The 21,469-nt window shown below is 55.4% G+C and carries 16 protein-coding genes; 4 read left to right on the top strand and 12 right to left on the bottom strand.

Annotated elements, in window-relative coordinates; all coding sequences use genetic code 11:
- Positions 1 to 14 precede the first annotated feature (14 nt).
- Together VAE55_RS17950 and VAE55_RS17945 are read right to left on the bottom strand one after the other, a co-directional pair.
- Positions 15 to 2,363 carry an FTR1 family protein gene (locus VAE55_RS17950; RefSeq protein WP_322817090.1) on the bottom strand — a complete coding sequence of 783 codons (2,349 nt, stop codon included), beginning with the start codon at positions 2,361 to 2,363 and terminating at the stop codon, positions 15 to 17.
- 106 nt (positions 2,364 to 2,469) lie between these two features.
- Positions 2,470 to 3,546, bottom strand: a complete 1,077-nt coding sequence (locus VAE55_RS17945) for an EfeM/EfeO family lipoprotein (protein WP_322817089.1) — start codon at positions 3,544 to 3,546, stop codon at positions 2,470 to 2,472.
- Positions 3,547 to 3,806: 260 nt separating this feature from the next.
- Here VAE55_RS17945 and VAE55_RS17940 point away from each other — a divergent pair, with 260 nt between their 5' ends.
- Positions 3,807 to 5,261, top strand: a complete 1,455-nt coding sequence (locus tag VAE55_RS17940) for a glycosyltransferase family 39 protein (RefSeq protein ID WP_322817088.1) — start codon at positions 3,807 to 3,809, stop codon at positions 5,259 to 5,261.
- A 157-nt stretch (positions 5,262 to 5,418) separates the two neighbouring features.
- On the opposite strand, the gene VAE55_RS17935 is transcribed toward VAE55_RS17940, so the two are convergent.
- Complete coding sequence (locus tag VAE55_RS17935; RefSeq protein WP_012256529.1) at positions 5,419 to 6,060, bottom strand: histidine phosphatase family protein; 642 nt, start codon at positions 6,058 to 6,060, stop codon at positions 5,419 to 5,421.
- Positions 6,061 to 6,169: 109 nt separating this feature from the next.
- Between VAE55_RS17935 and VAE55_RS17930 the strand changes: the two genes are divergently transcribed.
- On the top strand, positions 6,170 to 6,565 hold the full coding sequence (locus VAE55_RS17930; protein ID WP_012256528.1) for a diacylglycerol kinase family protein: 396 nt from the start codon (positions 6,170 to 6,172) through the stop codon (positions 6,563 to 6,565).
- A 97-nt stretch (positions 6,566 to 6,662) separates the two neighbouring features.
- Positions 6,663 to 8,336, top strand: coding sequence for an AarF/ABC1/UbiB kinase family protein (locus tag VAE55_RS17925; protein WP_322817087.1), 1,674 nt, complete (start codon positions 6,663 to 6,665; stop codon positions 8,334 to 8,336).
- A gap of 26 nt (positions 8,337 to 8,362) precedes the next feature.
- Here the strand turns inward: VAE55_RS17925 and purN are convergent, their stop codons facing one another.
- Entirely contained in the window at positions 8,363 to 8,986 is a 624-nt protein-coding gene (gene purN / locus VAE55_RS17920) for a phosphoribosylglycinamide formyltransferase (RefSeq protein WP_322817086.1), read from the bottom strand.
- Positions 8,987 to 8,989: 3 nt separating this feature from the next.
- On the bottom strand, positions 8,990 to 10,234 hold the full coding sequence (gene purD, locus VAE55_RS17915) for a phosphoribosylamine--glycine ligase (RefSeq protein WP_322817085.1): 1,245 nt from the start codon (positions 10,232 to 10,234) through the stop codon (positions 8,990 to 8,992).
- Between the two features lie 766 nt (positions 10,235 to 11,000).
- Here purD and VAE55_RS17910 point away from each other — a divergent pair.
- The gene (locus VAE55_RS17910; RefSeq protein ID WP_322817084.1) at positions 11,001 to 11,468 is read left to right on the top strand and encodes a GIY-YIG nuclease family protein; all 468 of its coding nucleotides are present in this window, start codon (positions 11,001 to 11,003) and stop codon (positions 11,466 to 11,468) included.
- Between the two features lie 1,381 nt (positions 11,469 to 12,849).
- Here the strand turns inward: VAE55_RS17910 and VAE55_RS17905 are convergent.
- The 7 genes from VAE55_RS17905 to VAE55_RS17875 all read right to left on the bottom strand — a co-directional run bounded on the left by VAE55_RS17905 (position 12,850) and on the right by VAE55_RS17875 (position 20,928).
- A complete protein-coding gene (locus VAE55_RS17905; RefSeq protein WP_322817083.1) occupies positions 12,850 to 13,191 on the bottom strand; it encodes a hypothetical protein in 342 nt (113 codons plus the stop codon).
- Between the two features lie 18 nt (positions 13,192 to 13,209).
- Positions 13,210 to 14,445: a hypothetical protein gene (locus VAE55_RS17900; protein ID WP_322817082.1), complete on the bottom strand. Its 1,236-nt coding sequence runs from the start codon at positions 14,443 to 14,445 to the stop codon at positions 13,210 to 13,212.
- Positions 14,446 to 14,463: 18 nt separating this feature from the next.
- Positions 14,464 to 15,081 (bottom strand): cytochrome c, encoded by a 618-nt coding sequence (locus tag VAE55_RS17895; protein ID WP_322817081.1) that lies wholly within the window; start codon positions 15,079 to 15,081, stop codon positions 14,464 to 14,466.
- 9 nt (positions 15,082 to 15,090) lie between these two features.
- A complete protein-coding gene (locus VAE55_RS17890; RefSeq protein ID WP_322817080.1) occupies positions 15,091 to 15,630 on the bottom strand; it encodes a DUF3341 domain-containing protein in 540 nt (179 codons plus the stop codon).
- Positions 15,631 to 15,643: 13 nt separating this feature from the next.
- Entirely contained in the window at positions 15,644 to 17,104 is a 1,461-nt protein-coding gene (gene nrfD, locus VAE55_RS17885) for an NrfD/PsrC family molybdoenzyme membrane anchor subunit (RefSeq protein WP_322817079.1), read from the bottom strand.
- Positions 17,105 to 17,106: 2 nt separating this feature from the next.
- A complete protein-coding gene (locus tag VAE55_RS17880) occupies positions 17,107 to 20,196 on the bottom strand; it encodes a TAT-variant-translocated molybdopterin oxidoreductase (protein WP_322817078.1) in 3,090 nt (1,029 codons plus the stop codon).
- Between the two features lie 72 nt (positions 20,197 to 20,268).
- Complete coding sequence (locus tag VAE55_RS17875) at positions 20,269 to 20,928, bottom strand: cytochrome c3 family protein (protein WP_322817077.1); 660 nt, start codon at positions 20,926 to 20,928, stop codon at positions 20,269 to 20,271.
- Positions 20,929 to 21,469: the final 541 nt, after the last annotated feature.

The following is a 21,469-nucleotide window of genomic DNA, read 5'->3' as shown; positions in this document are numbered from 1 at the left end:
TTTCTGCCTGATCGTCAAGAATGGGCGATTGCGTAGCGCTGTTGCTCACGTCGCTGCAAGTGTTCGGCTAGATAATAACTGCCAATGACGAAAACCGCTGCTGCTGCTTGCAGACCAATCCCTTCCCAGGTAGGATACAACCCAAACCAGAATCCCGTCCAGTAGGGCAGGTCGAGCCAGCGAATCGGATGCAGCGGTAGCCAGCCGATCACCTGCAAGACATTGACCGTGTGACCAACCATTTGCAACAGCACTGCCCCAATCAGAATCCCGGTAACAATCAGCATCTTCTTGTGGGGCAGTTTTGCCTGCATAACAAAGACGGCCAGTCCCACGAATAGGGTGAGAGTCAGACCGATACCGACACCTGCCAGAACCGTCGTAATGGAGCCTTCAAGGGTCAGTGCCTGCAGAAAGAGCACTGTCTCAAACCCTTCACGGTAGATACTAGCAAACCCCAGTGTGATCAGACCGAGCCATTGACCGGTTTGCCCACCGAGAATATGCTTTTTCTGCTGGTGGAATGAAGCCATCCAGTCTTTCCAGTAGACATCGTGAAAGAACCAGTTGGTGATCAAGAGCAACACAGCGATTGCAATCAAAGAAACGATAGCTTCCAGTGTCTCACCTAGCCGGGCCATCGCCATTAATGCACTCTGCGCCAGAATCCAGGTCAATACGGTTGCCAGTATCGCGGTGCCGGCACCGATCCAGAGGGGTCGGCGGAAACGACGTTGTCCTGGTGCTTTGAGGCTCCCCATCAGCGACGCCAGAATAAGCACTGCCTCAAGCCCTTCGCGGAAGACAATCACCGCTGCGTTGGTTGTGATCGCCAGTGGGGCATTGCTCCCTGCCAGTGCCTGTTCCGCTTCAGCTAATGCCCGGTCGAGTGCTGCACGAGTGGCGGCAATGTCGGCCGGGCTTGCCTGTTGCTCAATGAGATAGGCCAGCCCTTTATGATCATTCTGTCCATACCAGAAGTAGCCCTCAATAATCGGTTTGTATTGAGGAGCGAAGGCGATCAGCTTGGCTTCCGGGCCAATCTCCATAATCGCGTAGGCTTCCAGACGTGCGGATTCGGCAAGTGCATACTCGCCGGCACGTACTGCCTGTTCCATCTGATCGAGCGCCGACCGAATCACATCGAAGTCGGCACCGCTAGTTTGTTTTTGCCATTCGGCTGGCAAGAGAGTGCGTAAATCGCTGAGCAGCGCTTCTGTAGTTGAGCGAATTGTCGCTGGGTCGGTAATCTCCGTACGGTTGCCGGTGTTGGCCAATGCGTTACCCAACTCTGTGAAACGAGCGGCAACCGTGGTGGTCAGATCGGGATTACGCTGCTCGAGCAGATCACGCAGGTCGCTAAAGGCAGCCATCGCACCGGCGTGAAAGGTGATCGCTTCGCGAATCTCTAAATCGATGGTAACCTGACCGTTTCGCACCCCTCGCTCGTACTCAATCGGCACGAGTTGCAAAAAGCGCAGCATTTGACCGCTTCGTCGCACCTGTTCGGCAGGGCTGAGTGGTGCAGCACGAAAGCCACGCAGAAGGTCTTGCACCTCTGCCAGCAGTGATGCGATTGGTTCACCACGGTACGCTGCCTCTTGCAATGTGGCAAAGGTTGCCTGTGCTCTCATGGCTGCCGCTTCACCACGCTGCTCGGCATAGGCAGGGGCCAGAATAGCGAAGTAGCCGGCGGCCAGCGCGGCTGTTTCAGCACGCCGGCTGGGAAAGCCTTGCTGGTCGGCGACGACGAGCGCCTGGAGTGCTTCGTTGAGCCGGGCCTGATACGTGTCGAGAAGATCGGCGTTCACCGCGGCCAGCGCCTCTTCGGTTGAAAGTGCGCCGTTCGCGGTGGCGTATACCGCTTTCGTGGCATCGGCATTCGGGCGAGCAAACCGATTGGCATGGCGAAATTCACGCACTACCAGCCATTGTCGGGCGGTGAGTGTATCACCTTCGTGTAAAGCACTGCTCACCACGCTGTACCCGCCGTTCAACAGTGCCGTCCAGATTTGGGCGCGTGCCATTGCAAAACCGGGCATATCGGCAGTAGCCAGCGCATTCCCGGCAGCACGAAATCCGGCACGGATAGCGCTATCTGCGCTGGTATTGTAGTGACCGATGGTTGGTGCCAGGGCGGTGTATTCGTCGTACAGTTCGTTCAAGTGTGCCTGGGCAGTTGTGGGATCGTCGGCTTCGTGGAGTTGAATGGATACCAGGGTCGCTCGAATATGCTCGGCGATCTGACCGGGTGAGTGAGTTTGCGCTGATACTGTCGGTGTAATCAGAGTAAGAGCTATTCCTATCAGAGCCAGCAATATCAGTCCGTAGCGGCTAGTGGCGCATACCGGCTTGAGCTTCATACAAGATCCTTCCCGGTTCTCTGGCTGAACGTCTATCGGAACAATCCATATTTGGCGCAGGCATGACCTGCGCCGCCAGTGTTTCACAGATAAGCGCGTGCAGGGCTTATTCCGCCAGGGTGACGCCAAGGGCGCCGGCCATCTGGCTAATCTGACCGGTGATGGCAGTGGCCCGATTTTGCGCCTCAGCGCCTAGCGTGTCCGCATCTTCCGGGCTAAAGCGTCGTCCATTGCGCTCTTGCGTGTAAATATCGGCCACAAAGGCGCGCAGATCACGCAGACCGGTTGCGATCTGCTCTGCCTGGGCAGGATCGACCGCCTCTACCCGTGGGCGCACTTGCGCATAGACAACCTCAAGCCCGCTTAGAATATCTTGAATATCGGCCAGACGCGAAATGACATTAAAATCACGCTGCGTTGCAGCATCACCCAGGACAAAGCGCGAATCGCGCCACGAAGCAAAGTATTCGCTCATAGTAGGAACCATTACCACCAGTGCGGTAAAGGCATCCGATTCGGTTGGTGTCCAGTTCTGTGCGGTGCTATCAAGATCAGCCGCCATTTGGGCCAGCAGATCAGTACTAGCTTTCAACACGTTGGCATCGGGCAGGGTTTCGCCGAATTCAATCGTGCCATCGCCGTTCCAATCGGCGGTAACCGACGCGGCAAAAGCCGGATCGGTACCCCATAGCGTGCTTTCAGTCACACCAAACAGGTTTCCTGGCTTGGGCAGGGTGCGTCCATCGGGCAAGACGAGGTCAAAAGAGACCGCATTTTCAGGGTCTTCATTGCCGGCAGCACCGGCATCGAGATCAACGTCGAATTGAGCGAGTGCCGGTGTACCGGCGACGATACCTTCCATCTTCTCGTAGATTGGGCTGGCAGTAATCCACGCTTCACGAGCTGCGTTAAGGGCTGCAATCACCTCACGCTGCTGGTTTTGCCAGAGACTGGCATAGTCAAAATTGGTCGCTTGCGCAAGGTCGTAATAGTGGTTACTGGCTGTTTGCAGGTCAGCGGTAGCCGTGACCAGCGCACGTGTCTGGCCGAGCAGATAATCTTTGATGCCGCTGAGGTTGCTGGTGACGGGAGCAGTAGTTGGGGGTGGTGTAGTGACGGTGCTACATCCGCTGAACAATACTATCCACACCACGAATAAGGCAAGCAGTAACTGGCGCACCATAGTTCCTCCTTTGTATTCGACAGGACACAGGCGTTTGGGGTTCGCTCTTCATCGAGCACGTGTGAATGTTTGGGGTTAGCATACTCTAATAAAAAAAGTTTGTCAATTTAAAACAATAAAAATCGTTTTACCTTATTCCTGTGAGCAAAAACAGCGCTTCGAGCGTGTCTGACGATTCGTCGTACAATAGCAGCGGGCAGCCGTGGTGCTGTCGGAGGAAGATATATCAAAAGAATCTACAATCAGGAGTAGCGGGACGTATGCGCACGTTTTTTGCCGGCCGCGACCTGGGACCACTAATCATTATTCTCATGTTTCTTATCCTCTTGCCATTTAGCCTGCCGCGCATTGCGCTGAGCGATGAGGTGCAGTATTACGCCTATCTGCGTTCGTTCTACTTTGATCGTGATCTCGATTTTTACAATGAGTATCAACACTTTGCCGATATTGGCCGGAAAAACAATGATCCGGCAGTATCTAATGCGCTGCTACGTCCTGATGATGCGAATCCCAATCCGGTAACCGGTAAGCTGCGCAATGTGGCGCCGATTGGCTCAGCGTTGCTGTGGGCACCGGGTTTTGTGGTTGCCGATCTGTGGGTGCAGATAGCAAATGCGGGCGGGGCGGCAATTCCGCGTGATGGCTATAGTCAGCCGTATATCGTTGCGGTCTGTCTGATGTCGGCGCTGTACAGCTTGCTTGGGTTGTTATTGACCTATCGTCTGGCCCGTATCTATACCGGCCAGTTGCCGGCCCTGATCGCAACCATTGCCATTTTTTTGAGTACACCACTGGTCTTTTACACCTATCTTGCGATGGCCTGGTCGCATGCCAATGGCTTTTTTCTCTTTACCCTCTTCCTTACGATCTGGATGCGGGATCGGGAAGGCAATCTTGGTCTCGGCGATGGCCAACGCCACTGGAGTGTCTGGCTGGCGCTGGGTGTCGTGGCCGGTTTGATGGTGATGACCCGCGAGCAGTTAGGTTTGCTGCTCCTCATCCCCGCTGTTGAGGCACTGGCGGCCTATGTTGGTGCTCTACGCCGCCGACAATGGTCGCTGCTGCGTAAGCTGTTTGCCGGTCATCTCCTGTTTCTTGCCGTCTTTGTTGTATCCCTCACACCGCAACTGGCCACCTACTGGGTGCTCAATGGACGGATTAGCCCCTCTTCAACCGTGGGTGGTAAGCTGGCGTTCGTGCAATTGGGACCATTACCGATCCTGGTGAGTCCCCGCTTTTGGGATACGCTGATCCATCCGGCTCACGGTGCGCTGCTCTGGAGTCCAATCCTGTTTCTGGCGCTGGCCGGTCTCGCCTGGCTATTTCGCCGCGATGGCCCGTTGGCTTTACTGCTACTGATCGGTTTTCTCGGTCAGGTGTATATCAATGGTGCATTCGGCACCACCTGGCACCTGAGCGGCTCATTTGGTTTTCGGCGCCTGATTGAATGCACGCCGATCTTTGTCTTGGGGTTATCGGCACTGCTGGCCTGGTTGCAGCCACGGCTGGGGTGGAAGCCACTGGTTGTTGGCGCTGCGCTGTTTGTGGCCTGGAATGTAGGGCTGATTGCGCAGTGGACGTTCGTTAGAACCGAGTTGCGACGTGGTTTGATTTGGGATGATATGCTCTGGTATCAGCTTCAGGTACCGTTACAGATACTAAGTCGTCTGGGCGATATTTTGTTCGACCGCTGCCGTCTGACGACCAATTGCTGAGGCTGGTAGTATCATCGGTCTGGGTGAAGAGATTGGGCGCGGCAGCATCGTTGCTGCCGGTGTTCGACAGATCAGGATCGGGTTGTCGGAAATATGGCCGCTACCTCGCATGTGGAGTCAGTCTTTGAGGTTGCTCCCCAGTATCCGCTGAACGTGCCTACAGCGCGTGCTGCTGTTCACGGGTGGTGGCCAGATGACCGAGATGGCACGCCTCGCTCAGGCTCACCAGGTAGGGCAGATCATCACCGTATTCAATCACGCTGATGCTGGCGTTGGTAACCCAGATGCGATTGATGCGATCCATATTCATTCCCAGGGCATCGGCAACCAGAATCTTAACGATGACATCGTGGGTACTGATCAAGACCGTCTGTCCTGCGTGTTGGACACAAATCCGCTCGCGGAAGTCGAGCACCCGCTTGAGTACGTTCGAGAAGCTTTCGCCACCCGGCATCTGCGAACGGGTGGGATGCTGCCGCCATTCGCGCAGACCATCGGCGTAACGCTCCAGAATCTCGTGCAGATACTTCCCTTCCCATTCTCCGTGGTTGATCTCAAGCAGCGCGTCGTCGTAGATGATCTCAAGACCGGGATGGTGGGCTACAATCGCCTGCGCAGTGTGGGCTGCGCGTTGCAGGCGGCTGCTATACACAACGTCAATCTTTTCATGTCGTAAACGCTCACCCAACGCTGCTGCCTGCTTGCGCCCCAATTCAGAGAGTGGTGCGTCCTGCTGGCCCTGATAACGGTTGATCCGGTTCCATTCACTCTCGCCGTGGCGAACAATGATCAGTCGCATACGCTTCATTACCTCACTGTGGAAGAAGTAGTTTTTGCAAGCGCCATTATAGCCGAGATGGTATCATTCGCGGCTGAGGATAGTCGCTGTCTGAACGAGGAAGAAACCTATGGCTGCGCCGATTGATCGGAGTACCCGCCGTCTCATTGCTGCCTTTCGCTATGCCTTTGCCGGGATCGGTCATCTGGTGCGTACCCAGCGTAACGTGCAGATTCATCTTTTGATCGGCGCGATTGCAGTCGCATTGGGTGTAACCTTACGTATTGCGCATTGGGAATGGGTGGTATTGACGCTGACGATTGGCCTGGTGCTGGCGGCTGAAGGCTTTAATACGGCCATCGAGGCGACCGTCGATTTAGCGACTCGTGATCGTCATCCGCTGGCCCGCATCGCGAAAGATGTGGCCGCCGGCAGTGTGTTGATCTGTGCGCTGACCGCCGTTGTGGTCGGAGTGCTGATCTTCGGGCCACGCCTCTGGGCACTCTGGCTGATTCTGAGTACGTGAAGCCGGTTTGCTCACCTTTGGTCTCGAAACCGGGGTATACTACACTTACTGCTGCGTTGTTCGCACGAGTTTCTGCCTGTAGATAGCTGGTGTTCTCATGTGGCCACTTGTTCGCCAGGCCCGTCATCTTGGACGCTACCGCGAAATTGCTCAGGTGCTGGTGCATCACGGTTTTGGCTATCTGGTCGATCAGCTTGGGTTGAGTGGGCTGTTGTCGTTGCCCCGCCGGGTCATTTTGCGGGCACCGGCACCGCCACCACTCGGTAGTGCAGCCCGGCTGCGCGAGGCGCTGATCGAGCTGGGGCCGACGTTCATCAAGCTGGGCCAGGCTTTGAGCACTCGTCCCGATCTTCTTCCAGCCGATGTGGTTGCCGAGCTGAGTAAGTTGCAGGATACGGTGCCGCCGTTTCCCGGCGATCAGGCGATGGCGTTGATCGAAGCAACCTTTAATCGACCACTTGATCAACTGTTTGTTGCCTTTGATCGTCAGCCCTTTGCCGCTGCCTCGCTTGGTCAGGTACACGCTGCCGTTCTGCCTGATGGAACGCAGGTAGTGGTCAAGGTGCAACGCCCGGATATTGCCTCGCGCATTCAGACCGATCTGGCAATCCTGGCCGATCTGGCAACACTGGCACAGGAACGTCTGGCCTTCGCCGCCCAATACAACCTGAGCGAGATTGTGTGGGAGTTTAGCGCCATGTTGCGCGCCGAGCTTGATTACGTCCGCGAAGGGCGCAATGCCGAGCGCTTCCGCCAGATGTTTTGCACAAATCCGCATATCTATATTCCGCGGGTGTATTGGGAATATACCGATAGCCGTATTTTGACCACGGAGCGGATTGTTGGGGTTAAGCTGAACGATATGGCAGGGTTGCGTGCTGCCGGGGTTGACATGTCACGCCTGGCCCGGGCAAGCCTTGATATTACGCTGGAAGAGATTTTTACCCACGGTTTCTTTCACAGCGATCCCCATCCGGGCAACTTCTTCGTGCTCGACGGTGACGTATTGGGAGTAGTTGATTTCGGGCAGGTAGGCACGCTTGATCACGCCACGATGCAGGGCTTACTCTGGCTGATGGGTGCGCTGGTCAATCACGATAGTCAGGGGCTGCTCAGATCACTCGAACGCCTGGAAGTCATACCCCGGCGAGCAGCCAATCTGGCGTTGCGTCGCGACCTGGAACGGTTCGTCGAGGGATTTGTGGATCGGCCCCTCGGTCTGATTTCGGCCCGCGAGACATTCGACGGCCTCACGACGCTCTTACGGCGACACCGTTTAACCATTCCCGGTCCTCTGGCCACGTTGCTCAAGACCATTGTGATGATGGAGGGGTTGGGGATGCAACTTGATCCGAACCTGAATGTCTTCGCTGCCGCCCGCCCGTACATTCAGCGCGCCCTCCGTGAGCAGATGAATCCAACCGCTCTCGGCGCACAGGTGCTGTCTGGTGGTCGTGAATTAGGTGAGCTAGTGTTTGACCTGCCCATCCAGATCAGTCAAACTCTCCAACACCTCAACGATGGCGAGCTGCGCATTCAAACCCGCGAGCTTGAATTACGCCGGCTGGCGGCTGCGTTGATCGGTGCTGCCAATCGGCTGGCACTGGCGCTGGTTGTTGCAGCGTTTATCGTAGGGGTCGCAGCATTGGTCATTGCAATGCGTGCTTTGGACTGGTATGGCGTGTTGCCGTGGACACTGTTGTTCATCGGGATTGGTGGCGTGATCACCGGCGGAATTATGTTGACGCTGGCGTTGCTCCGTCGCGAATGAGGTGAGTGACCGGTAGGAGTATCCGGTCACTCGTTGGCAAGTAAGCGGTTAACTGTAGCAACAATCAATCGTCGCTCTACCGTCTTTATTCGTTCGTGGAGCGAATCAACCGTATCGTTAGGCAGAATCGGAACTTCAGCCCGAGCCAGAATTGGGCCATCATCAACCCGCGGCGTCACACGATGGATGGTACAACCGGTAACGGGCAAACCGAGCCGTAGCGCATCAGCTACCACGTGCGCACCACGCAATGCCGGAATAACCAGCCCACTGGTGGTGGTCACGGTATCGCCGCCATCCGCAGGTAAGAGTGCGGGATGCTGATTAATCACCCGGTTAGGGAACCGCTCAAGAAATGCTGCCGAAAGTACGCGCATAAAGCCAGCGAGGACGATCAGATCAGGCTCGAAACAGGCGACAATATCGGCCAGCCGTTGCTCCCATTGCTGGCGCTGCGGGCCTTGCGTTGCCCGCAGTGGGACATACGCCGCTGCTACACCGGCTTGTAATGCACGTTGCAGACCGTAAGCCTGAGCACGGTCACTTGCGACCAGCACCACTTCACCAGCCAGATCACCGGCAGCCTGGGCATCAAGCAGCGCTTGCAAATTGCTCCCGCTGCCGCTCAACAATACTGCAATCCCTGGCACAACCTACTCCTGGCCGATGTCACGGCGAAAATATTTGCCTTCAAAGCGAATCTGATCGGCAGCAGCATATGCTCGTTCACGTGCCTGGCGTAGGGTTGAGCCAAGACCGGTTACGCCCAGCACCCGTCCACCGGCCGTACACAGGCCGTTTGGCCCGACAGCGGTGCCAGCGTGGAACACGAGCACCTGATCTTCGTCAAGCGCTTCCACACCGCGGATGAGATCACCTTTTCGCGGACGGTCAGGATAACCGGCAGCACACAAGATCACACAGACCGCGTATCCCTTGCGACGGCGCAGCAGGTTGGGTTGCATGTGGCCGGTGGCACAGGCATACAGGGCACCGAGAAAATCGCCTTCCAGCAGCGGCAATACCGTCTGTGCTTCTGGATCACCAAAGCGAGCATTAAACTCAAGCACCTTCGGGCCATCCGCGGTCAGAATGATCCCGGCGTAAAGGAGACCCCGGAAAGGTGTGCCCCGTGCTGCCAGCTCATTGACAACCGGCTGCATACAACGATTGACGATTTCGTCCAGCAAGGCCGGTGTGACCTCATCAACCGGTGCAATCACCCCCATGCCGCCGGTGTTGGGACCGCGATCACCCTCTTCTAGCCGTTTGTGGTCACGTGCAGGTGGCAACGGCCAGAGCCGCTCGCCATCACAGAGAGCCTGTACCGACACCTCGCGCCCGTATAGCCGTTCTTCAAGCAAGAGATGGTGACCGGCGGGAATAGCACTTAATTTCGCAATCGCGGCCAGAGTCTCGTCAATCGTTTCCGCAACGATCACACCCTTACCAAGGGCCAGACCGTCAGCCTTCACCACCCACGCTTTACCGCTTTCACGGGCAAATGCTGTTGCCTCTTCAGCCGAGGCAAAGACATGACTCTGGGCGGTTGGCACACCGGTAGCGGCCATAATCTCTTTGGCAAATGATTTGCTGCTCTCGATCCGGGCCGCTGCTGCAGTTGGGCCGAATGCCGGAATACCGGCAGCCTGAAAGGCATCGACAATACCATCCGCGAGGGGGTTATCGGGGCCAACGACCAGGAGGTCAATCTTTTCCTGTTGGGCCAGATCGATCAGGGCCGGATAATCGGTGAGAGGAAATGGTACATTGCGTCCGTAGCGCCCTGTACCAGGGTTGCCGGGAATGGTTAACAGTTTCGTAAATCCGGGTGAGCTGGCAATTTTCCAGGCCAGGGCGTGCTCTCGTCCACCGGAACCAATGAGTAATACGTTCATAGTCCTGTCAATCACGATGGTCGGCGTCTTGTAAGCCAGTGCGACAAGTATAGCATGATTAAGATGACTGAGTGACAGGGTAGCCGGGTGACATAGGATCGCCGGCGAGCGTTGGAGCGCGACGAATGGCGTCGGCCTTAAGCCGCTTCTACGCGAGCGATGTCGGTGTCTCATCGGTTGGAGTTTGGAAGTTATGCGTTTGTATTAGCCGAGTTGACTCCCTCAATCAATAGCATGTGCAACCTGGTTGCTGGTGATCTGAACGCCCTGCCTGCGCTCCACTCATACTTCAGAGAAGGACAGAATATATGAGGTAATCCCACATCTTGCTCAACAAAGTGCATCGTTCAGGTGTGACACTGACGAGTCGGTGAGTTGTCGTCAGCGTAGCCGTAGGGGCGACGCATGCGTCGCCCCTACTGGCGTCCAGCGGTGCATCGTTCAGATGCAGTATCAGGGTAATTACTGACTGGTATGTCATGAATTACATTTTACCAGATTCAACACAACATCTGCTGCATCAGAAAGCCACAGTGCAGCTCTCTGTGCTCCGCTCTCCTGTACAGCGGGAGAAGAGCAAGGGGTGAGGGCATGCAGTGCGTCCTTAAGGTCTACCTCTTGTATGCGCTCGTAGCTTCTATTCATCCCTGAACCAATCCATATCAAACACAGCGAGCCACTGGCAGAAATATCCAGGATATGTCACGATGTAGGTAGATCGACTCAGATCTGATAGCAGGCAACAGGTGGAAGCGAAATATTGCTTATGAAACTCCTTGTTCTAATCCCAGCAATGGTCGAACATACTCCTGATCTACGTACAGCAGGAACCTACCTTTTGCACCTGTGGCTCAATCATCAACTGACACAGATCGCAATTGGTCGCCTGGGAAGGTTCGACTTCGCCCCTGGTCATTACTACTACGTTGGCAGTGCATTTGGCACCGGCGGCCTGGCCGCACGATTACGACGGCATATCGCCATTGAAAAGCGCTTTCACTGGCACATCGACTATTTGCGTCCTCACACCGAGATACGCACAATATGGGCTGCACCCGGACGAGATCGGCTTGAGTGTCGCTGGTGTAAAGAATTGGCTAAAGTGCCAGAACTGATACGTTTGATCAGCGGTTTTGGTGCTTCTGACACCGGGTGTGGTGGTCATCTCTTTTTTGCGCCGACGGCGATAGCAGAAAGCAGTATACGCGAGCTGTTGCCGGTGGGTTGTCGTTAGCGCGGTCGTAGGCACGGCATACTGCGCCATAGGACACTCTCAGCTTAGGCGTCGTCCAGGATCTGCATCAGAGTAATTCGTTGGCTCTGTTGCAACGATCGGATACATCGAGACGCAGGTACCGATGGATGGTGGAGACCAATCCTTATGATAATCGGCTCCCGCCGCTGCAGGCTACGCTTGCGCGAACGGAGCGTGTTACCAACCGTGCACGTGATGACCGCGTGCACCGTTTCGCTCTGCCAACGCTGCCCAACCAAGCCATCCCGGCGGGCGTGCGCGACGAGATCAGCCCGTGCGCTGCGGTCAGGGTGCACCAGCTGACCGCCCCAGCGAACGGGGGGAACGCGATCATCCGTACGAACCGTGTGACCATCACCGCCCGCATCGGTTATCATACCCCACGCCGTCCGTTTGCCCCGGTGCCGTCCATCGCGGCGGGCATCTCGCCGCAGGCCGGGCACATACGGCCCATTGCTGCCCGGCCCCCAGCCCGAACGCCAGGCCAGGATGACCTGCGCCCGCGTGCCGACCGCGTATACCCCCTGAGAACCTATCCGAAACATCACTTCTGCGGCACGTTTCGTCGGGCGAGATGCCATCTCACCCGACGTTTCGGATAGGTTCTGAACCCACCGGTGGGAGCGGCGTCCGGTGCGGGTCAGGTCATACGGCGGGCCGGTCCTGGCGCGAAGCCAGTGCGGTCAGCAGCCACGTCCTCGTCGTCCCCATCCTGTTCCTCTAGCAGCCGGTTCTTCATCTGCGCACCGTCCACCGTGCGCACCGTCGTGCATACGCTGCACGGTGGGGTTATCGGGGGCTTTGGACAGTTCCAATACCTAGCGAACCTGATCTGTGGTCAACAGCCACGCTTCCATATTTCTGCAACTGAGGTCGAGGGAGACCGTCAGCAGCACGCACGCCGCCACCTGGGGCAAGGTATAACGACGCGGACGGTTCGGATGCGAAGAACGTGGCAGCGCCGTTTGGCTCAGGTGAGAGGCGCTGCGCACAACGTTGCCAGAACGGCTTGCTCGCGTATTCAGAAGCTATTGTTACCACATCTCATCAATGTGTGCAACAGAGTATAATTCGTTGGCTATTGTGTCATGACTTCTGTTCTACCAGATTTGGTACAACTCAACGTCTACCGCATCAGAAGGCCTCAGTGCAGACCTCCATACGCCCCTCTACCGCGGTGCGAGAGAGGGACCGTGGGTGAGGGCGTTCATCCTAGAGCCAATCTCAATCTCTGTTATACGTGTGCAGGTTCGATTCGCTCCTGAAGTGTCCGTAGTAGTTATGCTGCACCATGAAACAGCAGGAGGGACGAATCACTGTTCGTCCCTCCTGACTCGCGCTTTGCTGCTACGATACGAGACTACTCGCGTACCGGTAGTCCCCGCTCGACAATTAAATCCATCGCCCGATCTATCGGAATATGCACTTTACCCTCCATCGTGTAGCCGTAGCTGTTGAGTAACGTGCGCGCCTCACTGACATACGATCGATACGTATTCCCAGTAACCGGTGCCGGTTGTGGGGTAAAGGGCAGACGCCCGGCCAGCAACACGACCATACTCAATACGAGGAACACCATCAGAGCGGTTATCATCAGGCGACTCAGTGATGGTTCTGCCATGGTGCTGCGAGCTGCGCGAGCCGGCTGTGCAGGTTGTCTGGAAGTATATCGTGATGCAGAGTAGTTTGGGCGATAGCTCATATTTCACACTCCTCTACGTTATTGGTGACCGCTGTTCTGTAACTGCTCCATATTCGGATCGCGCAGCGGTAGCAGTGGTGCCTGCTGGACATTGGCAGCGAACAGAGCAATGACCAAGCCGATCAGCCCGATGGATGCTGCCACATCGGTGATAGCAATATCCCACAGGTGCTCCCGAAATTCGGGGAGGATAATCCAGGCCATATCAACAAAGCGCATCACCACAATCCAGCCCGCAATTGTGGCCAGTGTGGTCAGATTGCGCTTTGTACCGCGGAACAGCAAGACAAAGAACGGTAACGCGAATGCGAAGAGCATCAGAGCCAGTGCAACAAAAACCCAGCCGTGCTGCGTCCGGTGGACATACCAGGGCGTAAACTCGGCCACATCACCCGACCAGATGATGACCAACTGGCCGTAGGACATATACGTCCATAGCACGGTAAAGGCAAACATCAACTTCCCGATGTCGTGAATCGGCTTAACCGAGACATACTCACGGAAGAGCGCGGCATCACGGACACGGCTCATCATCAAAGCCAAAAATGCCAGAGTCATCAATCCAGCATTCGTCATATAGTGCGCACCGTAAATAGTTGAGAACCAGTGCGGATCGAGTGACATTGCCACATCGAAAGAGAAGAAGGTCACCGTGATCACAAACAATGCAACGCCGATGCCGCTTAGACGGCGCATCCGGGTTGCCAGCTTCTTCGCATCGCCACCGGCATCTTGCTGTCGCGACCATGCGCGCAGGGTCAGAGCCAGAGTCGACCAGATAACAAAGAAGATCGCGATGCGGGCGGTTACCCATAACGGGCTAAGCCAGGGTACCTTGTGGGCAATGATAGGATCGAACTCGGCACCACCAGGGGTTACCACTTCCGAATTGGCCCACTCGTAGAGCGGATGCTCTAACCCTAGCGCCTTGTATGTATCGAAATAACCAAGGGCGATTGGAATGAAAAGTAAGCCCATAATCGGCAATGTAGCAGCACCGGCTTCCAGCATCCGACGTACTGTCACTCCCCACGCGCCGCCAGTCAGATGTTGCACCATCAGAAAGCCCAAACAGCCGAGAGGGATTGTCATTGCTACGTAGTAACCATAAATGTACGACTCGAAAAACGAGGTTGGACTGAGAAAATAGCCTGCGGCCAGAACGCCAATACCAATCACAGCAGCGGCCAGACCAAGCATTTGTACCTGGCCGAGTTGGGGAATACGGGTCTGTGAGATACTTGTCGTCGCCATGGATTCTAACCTTCCAGCCTAATTACCAAGCTGTGCACGCTGATCGGGAGGAACATCATCAATAGTTGCATTTTGGCTCAACTGCAAGGCCCGGATATAAGCGGCAATCGCCCAGCGATCTTCGGGGGTAATCCGTGATGCATAGCCATACATCGACTGGTATCCACCGTTCTGTGGATCGCCGCGGTACACGCCATTAGTAATCACCACAAAGAAATGGCTGAGAGGTGCTTCGCGCAAGCGCTGTTGATGGAAATTAGCTGGCACGATACCGCCCCGCTCAGCAACCATGCTTTCCCCGTAGCCAGCCTCGCCATGACACACTGCGCAGTAGACGTTGTACTTCAGTTGGCCACGTAAGAGCAGGTCTTTGGTTACTGGAAAGGGCATTGCATCCACTTCCTGACCATCGATCAGACCAGTGTAGAGAAACTCGTCGGTCTTTACTACTTCAAACGGTGTCGTGCCGGGAACATTGGGGCGCGACGAACGGCCATCAGCGAAAAAGCTGCTCGGCTCATAGGTGGTGTACTTCTGCTGATCGTACATATCCTGGTGACATGCAGTCAGCAGCAGCACCAAAAGGCCGACCCAACCGAAGCGAATCATGCGTGATGTCAAGCGAGGCTTTTGCATGGGTGTCCCTCAGTATGCCACCTCAGAGACCTGCATCGGATTCAGCGAGCGCAGGAACTGTGAAGTGCGCGAACGATCAAACAACGGATCCGTTGCTTCAATACACAAGAAGAAGGCGTCTTGTGACGCATGCTGGAAACGTGGAACGTTAAACACCGGATGGTACGGTGACGGTAGACCATTGAGCACAACCATGCCAATGGCTGCTGCAAACGAAGCCAGCAGAATCCCGCTTTCAAACGTGATCGGGATCATGGCCGGCCAGTTAGTGATATCGAGTGGACGACCGCCAATATTGAGAGGGTAATCAACTAGATTTCCGATGTATTGCAGAATAAATCCCGAGGCAGCCCCAATCAGCCCAAAGAGTAGCACCAGACGAGGGACACCGGTATCGCCGTGGGCGATCTCTTCTATCACCTCTTCAATCGGGAACGGTGAAAAGGCATCCATTTTTGTATAGCCGGCCGCCTTAGCCTTGCGAGTTGCTTCAATTAATGCCTCTGGCGTGGGAAACTCGGCCATCACGCCGTACACATCGTTACGCATCGCCTCACTCCTTCTAGTCTGCTGTCGCTGCACCATGTGCCGGGCTTTGCTCGTGCCCGTGACCGTGTGCGCCATGCCCTGCTCGCTGCTTTGCTTTCTCTGCTTCCTGATAAAGGAACAACCGCATCTCAAAGATATTGATCATCGGCAAGACACGGATGAATAGGAAGAGCAGCGTGAAGAAGAGGCCGAAGGTGCCAAGGTAAAGTGACCAGTCCCAAATCGTGGGAATATAAATATCCCATGATGACGGCAAGAAGTCGCGTTCAAGCGAAATTACGATAATCACGTAACGCTCAAGCCACATACCGACACTAACGATTAAGGAGATAATCAGCAAGGCCGGTATGTTCTGCCGTACCTTCTTGAACCAGAGCGGTTGAATCGCCACTGCATTACAGAAGAGCAACCCCCAATACGCCCACGAGCTTGGCCCAAACAGACGGTTGTACAAGAGGTATTCCTCATACTCATTACCGCTGTAGAGCGAGGCAAAGAACTCCATGAAGTACCCGTAGACGACGATCATCCCAGTAGTAAGCATAACCTTCGCCATCACATCCAGATGATGGAGGGTAATGTAGTTCTCGAAGCCGTAGAAGGTGCGTACCGGAATCATGAGCAGGAGTACCATCGCGAAACCGGCGAACACGGCACCGGCCACGAAGTAGGGTGGGAAGACGGTAACCTGCCAGCCGGGTACTTGGGAAATGGCGAAGTCGAGCGAAATGATCGAGTGTACCGACACCACCAGCGGTGTTGAGAGGCCTGCCAGCAAAATCGAAGCCATCTCGTAGCGGTGCCAGTGACGGGCCGAGCCGCGCCAGCCGAGGGCTGCGATGCCGTACAGCCGTTTTACCCAAATATTCTTCGCCCGATCACGCAGCGTGGCGAAGTCGGGAATAAGGCCTACTAGCCAGAACACCAGCGACACCGTGGCATACGTTGAGATTGCGAATACGTCCCAGGCTAACGCGCTGCGGAACTGTGGCCACATGCCGTGTGTGTTAGGGTACGGGATCAACCAGTAGAAGAGCCATGGCCGGCCAAGGTGAAGAATCGGGTAGAGACCGGCACAGGCCACTGCAAACAGCGTCATTGCCTCGGCAAAGCGGTTGATTGAGTTGCGCCAGCCCTGGTTGAGTAGCAACAAAATTGCCGAGATAAGCGTACCGGCGTGACCGATACCGATCCACCACACGAAGTTGATGATGTCCATGCCCCAGCCGACCGGGATATTGATACCCCAGATACCGACACCGCGGATGAACAGCCACGTCACCGACACAAAGAAGATCATCAACATGAAGAACGCCACGCTGAAGCCGGCCAGCCAGCCCTTTGGTGTCTTCAGCGGCGGCGTGAGGGGTACATCACCGATCTTCGCAGAGATCGATGTGTAGGTTTCTCCCGGCAACAGATAGGCTTCGCCATCGTCTTGTGGCCGGGTGCGGAGTGGTTGCGCCTGTGCCATCGCTAGCCTTCCACCTTTTCTAGTTCCTCAGACGGATTGCGGACACGGGCCAGATATGTCGTGCGCGGAATGGTGTTCAGGAATGCCAGCAGGCTGTAGTTGTGCCCTTCTGCTTTCCATTTTGCGACCCGGCTATTGTTGTCATTGATGTCACCAAAGACAATGGCACCGGTTGGACACGCCTGCTCGCAGGCGGTCTGAATGGCGCCGTCGTCGATGACATACGATGACTGACCGGCTTGTACTGCTGCTCGTTTGGCTGCAATACGTGCTCCGCTAATGCGTTGGACGCAGTACGTGCACTTCTCCATCACACCTCGGACGCGCACCGTCACATCTGGGTTGAACGCGAGCTTGAAGGTCTCGGTCGTGGTATCGCTGTATTGCAAGAAGTTAAACCGCCGTACCTTATACGGGCAGTTGTTCGAGCAATACTTTGTACCGACACAGCGATTATACACCATGTTGTTTAGACCTTCGTAGTCATGAACGGTAGCCGCAACCGGACAGACAACCTCACATGGCGCTTTTTCGCACTGCATACAGTTGACAGGCATCATGTAGATCGAGGGGTTATCAAGATCCTCACCTGCAAAGTATCGATCAATGCGTATCCAATGCATTTCACGGCCACGCGAGACCTGATCTTTGCCAACGACGGCAATGTTGTTCTCAGCCTGACAGGCTACGACACAGGCGTTACAGCCGATACATGCGTTCAAGTTAATGGTCATTCCCCAGGCGTTACGACCGGTATAGTCATCGCCGGGTTGCAGTGACTGATAGTTCGTTGTCTCTCGACCATATTCTTCTCGATAGACCTCTTTTGCGATATATTTCGGGTCTTCCTTGAATTTCTTAAATTCACCAACCCGATAAATATCGCGTCCTTCGAGTGTCCAGTGGTCTTGCGTGCTGACCAGCAGATAGGTGCGACTGGTGTTGGTTACGCGAGCACCAGCGCCAAACCACGGGCTATCACTGGTACGGATTGGGTAGACATCGATACCGACGTTGTTGCCCACTCGTCCGGCATGGGTGCGACCGTAGCCGAGATTGAGCGTGATCGAGTCTTCAGCGTGACCGGGTAGGAGCCAGATCGGTATCTCGATGACCCCACCACGATACTCAATCCGGGCTACCGTGCCATTGACTTTCGAGAGTTGCTCAAGATATTGCTGCCGCTCACGATTATCGGCTTCGGTTCCGATCAGACGTTCAGCATTGAATGGCAAACCAAGCAATTTGATGGCTGTGCGTGGACTCATCAAAGCTGCATTGTCCCAAACCAGCTTGGTGAGTGGTCGCGGTAGTTCTTGCAGCCAACCATTATTTGCATAAAAGCCATCGAAAAGTGACGAGTCTGGTCGAAATACAATTTCAACGCCATCACCGGGCTGCGGAATCGGTGCCGCCCGGATCGCTTCCTCATCTAACATTGGTTCGATAACGGGTGCAGCCGTCTCAGCAATGAGACCGTTGGCCAATGCCACCTGCCAGCCGGTTTCGCCAATCCGTTCTAGCCAGAATGAGCGTACCAGATCATAACTCTCTGCTTCTGGCTGGCCGAGCATTGCCGCCAGCAGTTCGTTAGCGGTTTTGCCACCGTAGAGGGGTTCAATCAGAGGTTGCACAATACTGGCTGTACCGTCGAAGGCACGAGCATCACCCCAGCTCTCTAGCGGATGCGCTTGCGGAATGTGCCAGGTGGCACGTGCTGAAGTCTCGTCAACGAACTGGCTCAGATGAATAGTTAGCGGTACGCTTGCCATACGGTCGGCGAAGCGGAGATCACCGGGCGCGTTGTAGAGCGGATTCCCGCCGATCATGATTAGGGTCTCAACCCGACCGGCAGCCATCTCACTGACCAGCGCCACCAGCTCTTCCGTCTGATTGGTGGGTCGGGCTTCAACCGGTTCGTGGTAGAACACTGTCTTGCCCACATTTCCCAATTCAGCATTGATCATATGCGCCAGTGCATGGACGATGGGTGGCTGTTGGTCGCCGGCAATTACTACCGACTGACCACGATGCTCTTCCAGATCGCGGGCAATCGCACGCAGAAACTCTTCAGCCTTTGGCGACAATGCAGCCGGCGCACCACCGACACCCAGCTCGTTCGCCAGGGCACCGGCAAAGGCAGCAATGGCATCAGCGCGTAGTGGCAGCCGATGATCGGCAGTCGTGCCAGTGGTTGAAGGGCTGGCTTCAACAACGTACAGCCGGTTCATCGTCGTGCTGTCTTTACGCACCTTTCGTCCCTCGGCAAAGGCGCGGGCATAGGCGATAAAACCGGGGCCAGGGGCCAGAAAATCGGCATCCAGACTCACCACGACCTGAGCTGCCGACAGATCGTAGCGCGTTGTAACATCACGACCAAACGCCAGCCGGGCACCGGCCACCACATTGTCGCGGTTGATCGGCTCGTACTGGTACCAGCGAGCCTGGGGGTAGGCTTGCAAGAATTGCTCAATCTGCGCCGCCAGCGATGGCGAGGTGATAGTCGTAGTCAGCAGACGTATCCCTGCACCTTGCGTAGCACGGGCAGCCGTTAACGCATTGGCCAGCGTCGCCGTAAACTCTTCCCAGGTGGCCGGGACGCCCTGCCGTAAAACAGTGGTTGAACGGTCAGGGTCATACATGGTAAGAATTTCGGCCTGCGCGAAAAGATCGGTGCCACCGAGGCTGGCCGGATGGCGTGGGTTCCCCTCCACCTTCGTCGGGCGGCCTTCGTTCGAGCGTACCAGAACACCGGTACCATACCCGCCAAGGGTCAGCGTCGAAGCAAAATACTGTGGTATGCCGGGTACTCGTCCCTCTGGCTGGCGATCAAACGGCGCAATGTACTGGCGTGGTTGATACGTACAGGCAGTGACACCGGCCAAAGCGAGGGAAGCTCCCATCAGCTTCAAAAAGGTACGCCGGCTGATTCCATCCTCCAGCTCGCTTGCACCACGCGGAAATTCACGCTCGATCAGCTCACGAAAGGCTGGCGCATCGGCCAATTGATCAAGCGAACGCCAGAACTGAGGGCCGCGAGCATCCCGCAATTGGGCACGAATAGCTTCGAGATCGGGTTGTTGCTGTGTCATAATCTTCTACCAATACCGTTGATAGCGATTCCAGCGGGCATGTAGATTACACCGGTCGATCAACCTGGTGAATCAGCGGTGACATACGTAACAATTGGTCAACTGATCGGGTGGCATAATGCCGTATTCCGCTACAAGCTGGCGACCGATCTCCAACTGGTTGGATGGTGGTACATAATCCATGTTGTACACCTCTTCGCGCGGTCGCACGTACAGCTCTGGATTGCGGTGGCAATTCAGACACCACCCCATATACAGGGCCTGCTGCTGCCAGACCACCGGCATATTGTTTACCTGACCGTGACAGGTCGAGCAACCAATGCCCTTGTTGACATGGATCGAATGGTTGAAGTAGACAAAATTCGGCAGGTCGTACACCTTCACCCATTCAATCGGCTTACCGGTGGCATAGCTCTCGCGCACCTTTTCCAAGAGCGGGCTGTAGGTTTTGATCTGGGAGTGGCAGGTCATACAGGTTTCGGTGGCCGGAATGTTAGCAAAGTAAGACTGATCAACTGAGGTATGGCAATACCGACAGTCAGCCCCGACGACATTCACATGCAGTTGATGACTGAATGCTACCGGCTGCTCAATGGCCACGTTTACCTGTCGGAAATAATTTGACCGAAAGTAAACGCCGAGAATAAGAATCCCTTCAACGACAAGCAGAACGAGAGCGAAGATGCTCAAACGTGATAGAAGGTTGGCATTGCGGGGAAAAATCTGTGCCATACTGCATTACCCTATCCAGGAAGCGAACTGCACGGTGTCACCTGTTCGATCATTATAGAACCGTTTTGCTTTTGCGTCAAATACCTGGACGCCGAATTATTTTTCATTTCTTTACAGAATGCTGAAAACGCGAATCGTACAACGTGGTTTAGGTGACAGGTTTTTGCATATTTTGCATAACCTCTTGCTCTTATAACCCTTGATACGTGCCTGGTCAGACCCAGACATCGTGGTGTTGTTGCATCCCTCTTCTCTAATCATATCACAATTTTTTGTGCAAGCAGCGTGCAATTTCGTGACAAATGTCGCGAGGAATATGTGACATGGCGATGGTCAAGTGTCACACCAGTAAAACCCCTCTCCATCTCCTATACTAGAACCTGTTTCAAAAAAACATCTGCCAGAGGTTATCTCATTGATTGCCGACCAACCCCAATCGTGGCGAGTACCCATAGCATCCGCGTGACCAGCCGGGTCAACGGTATGCCATGCGCCGGATCGTGTGTACGGCTGGCGCGGCAGCATGGCTGCCGCACGCCAA

The sequence above is a fragment of the Chloroflexus sp. genome (genome assembly GCF_034432675.1).
Classification (GTDB): domain Bacteria; phylum Chloroflexota; class Chloroflexia; order Chloroflexales; family Chloroflexaceae; genus Chloroflexus.
This window is presented reverse-complemented; position numbering and strand designations above follow the sequence as displayed.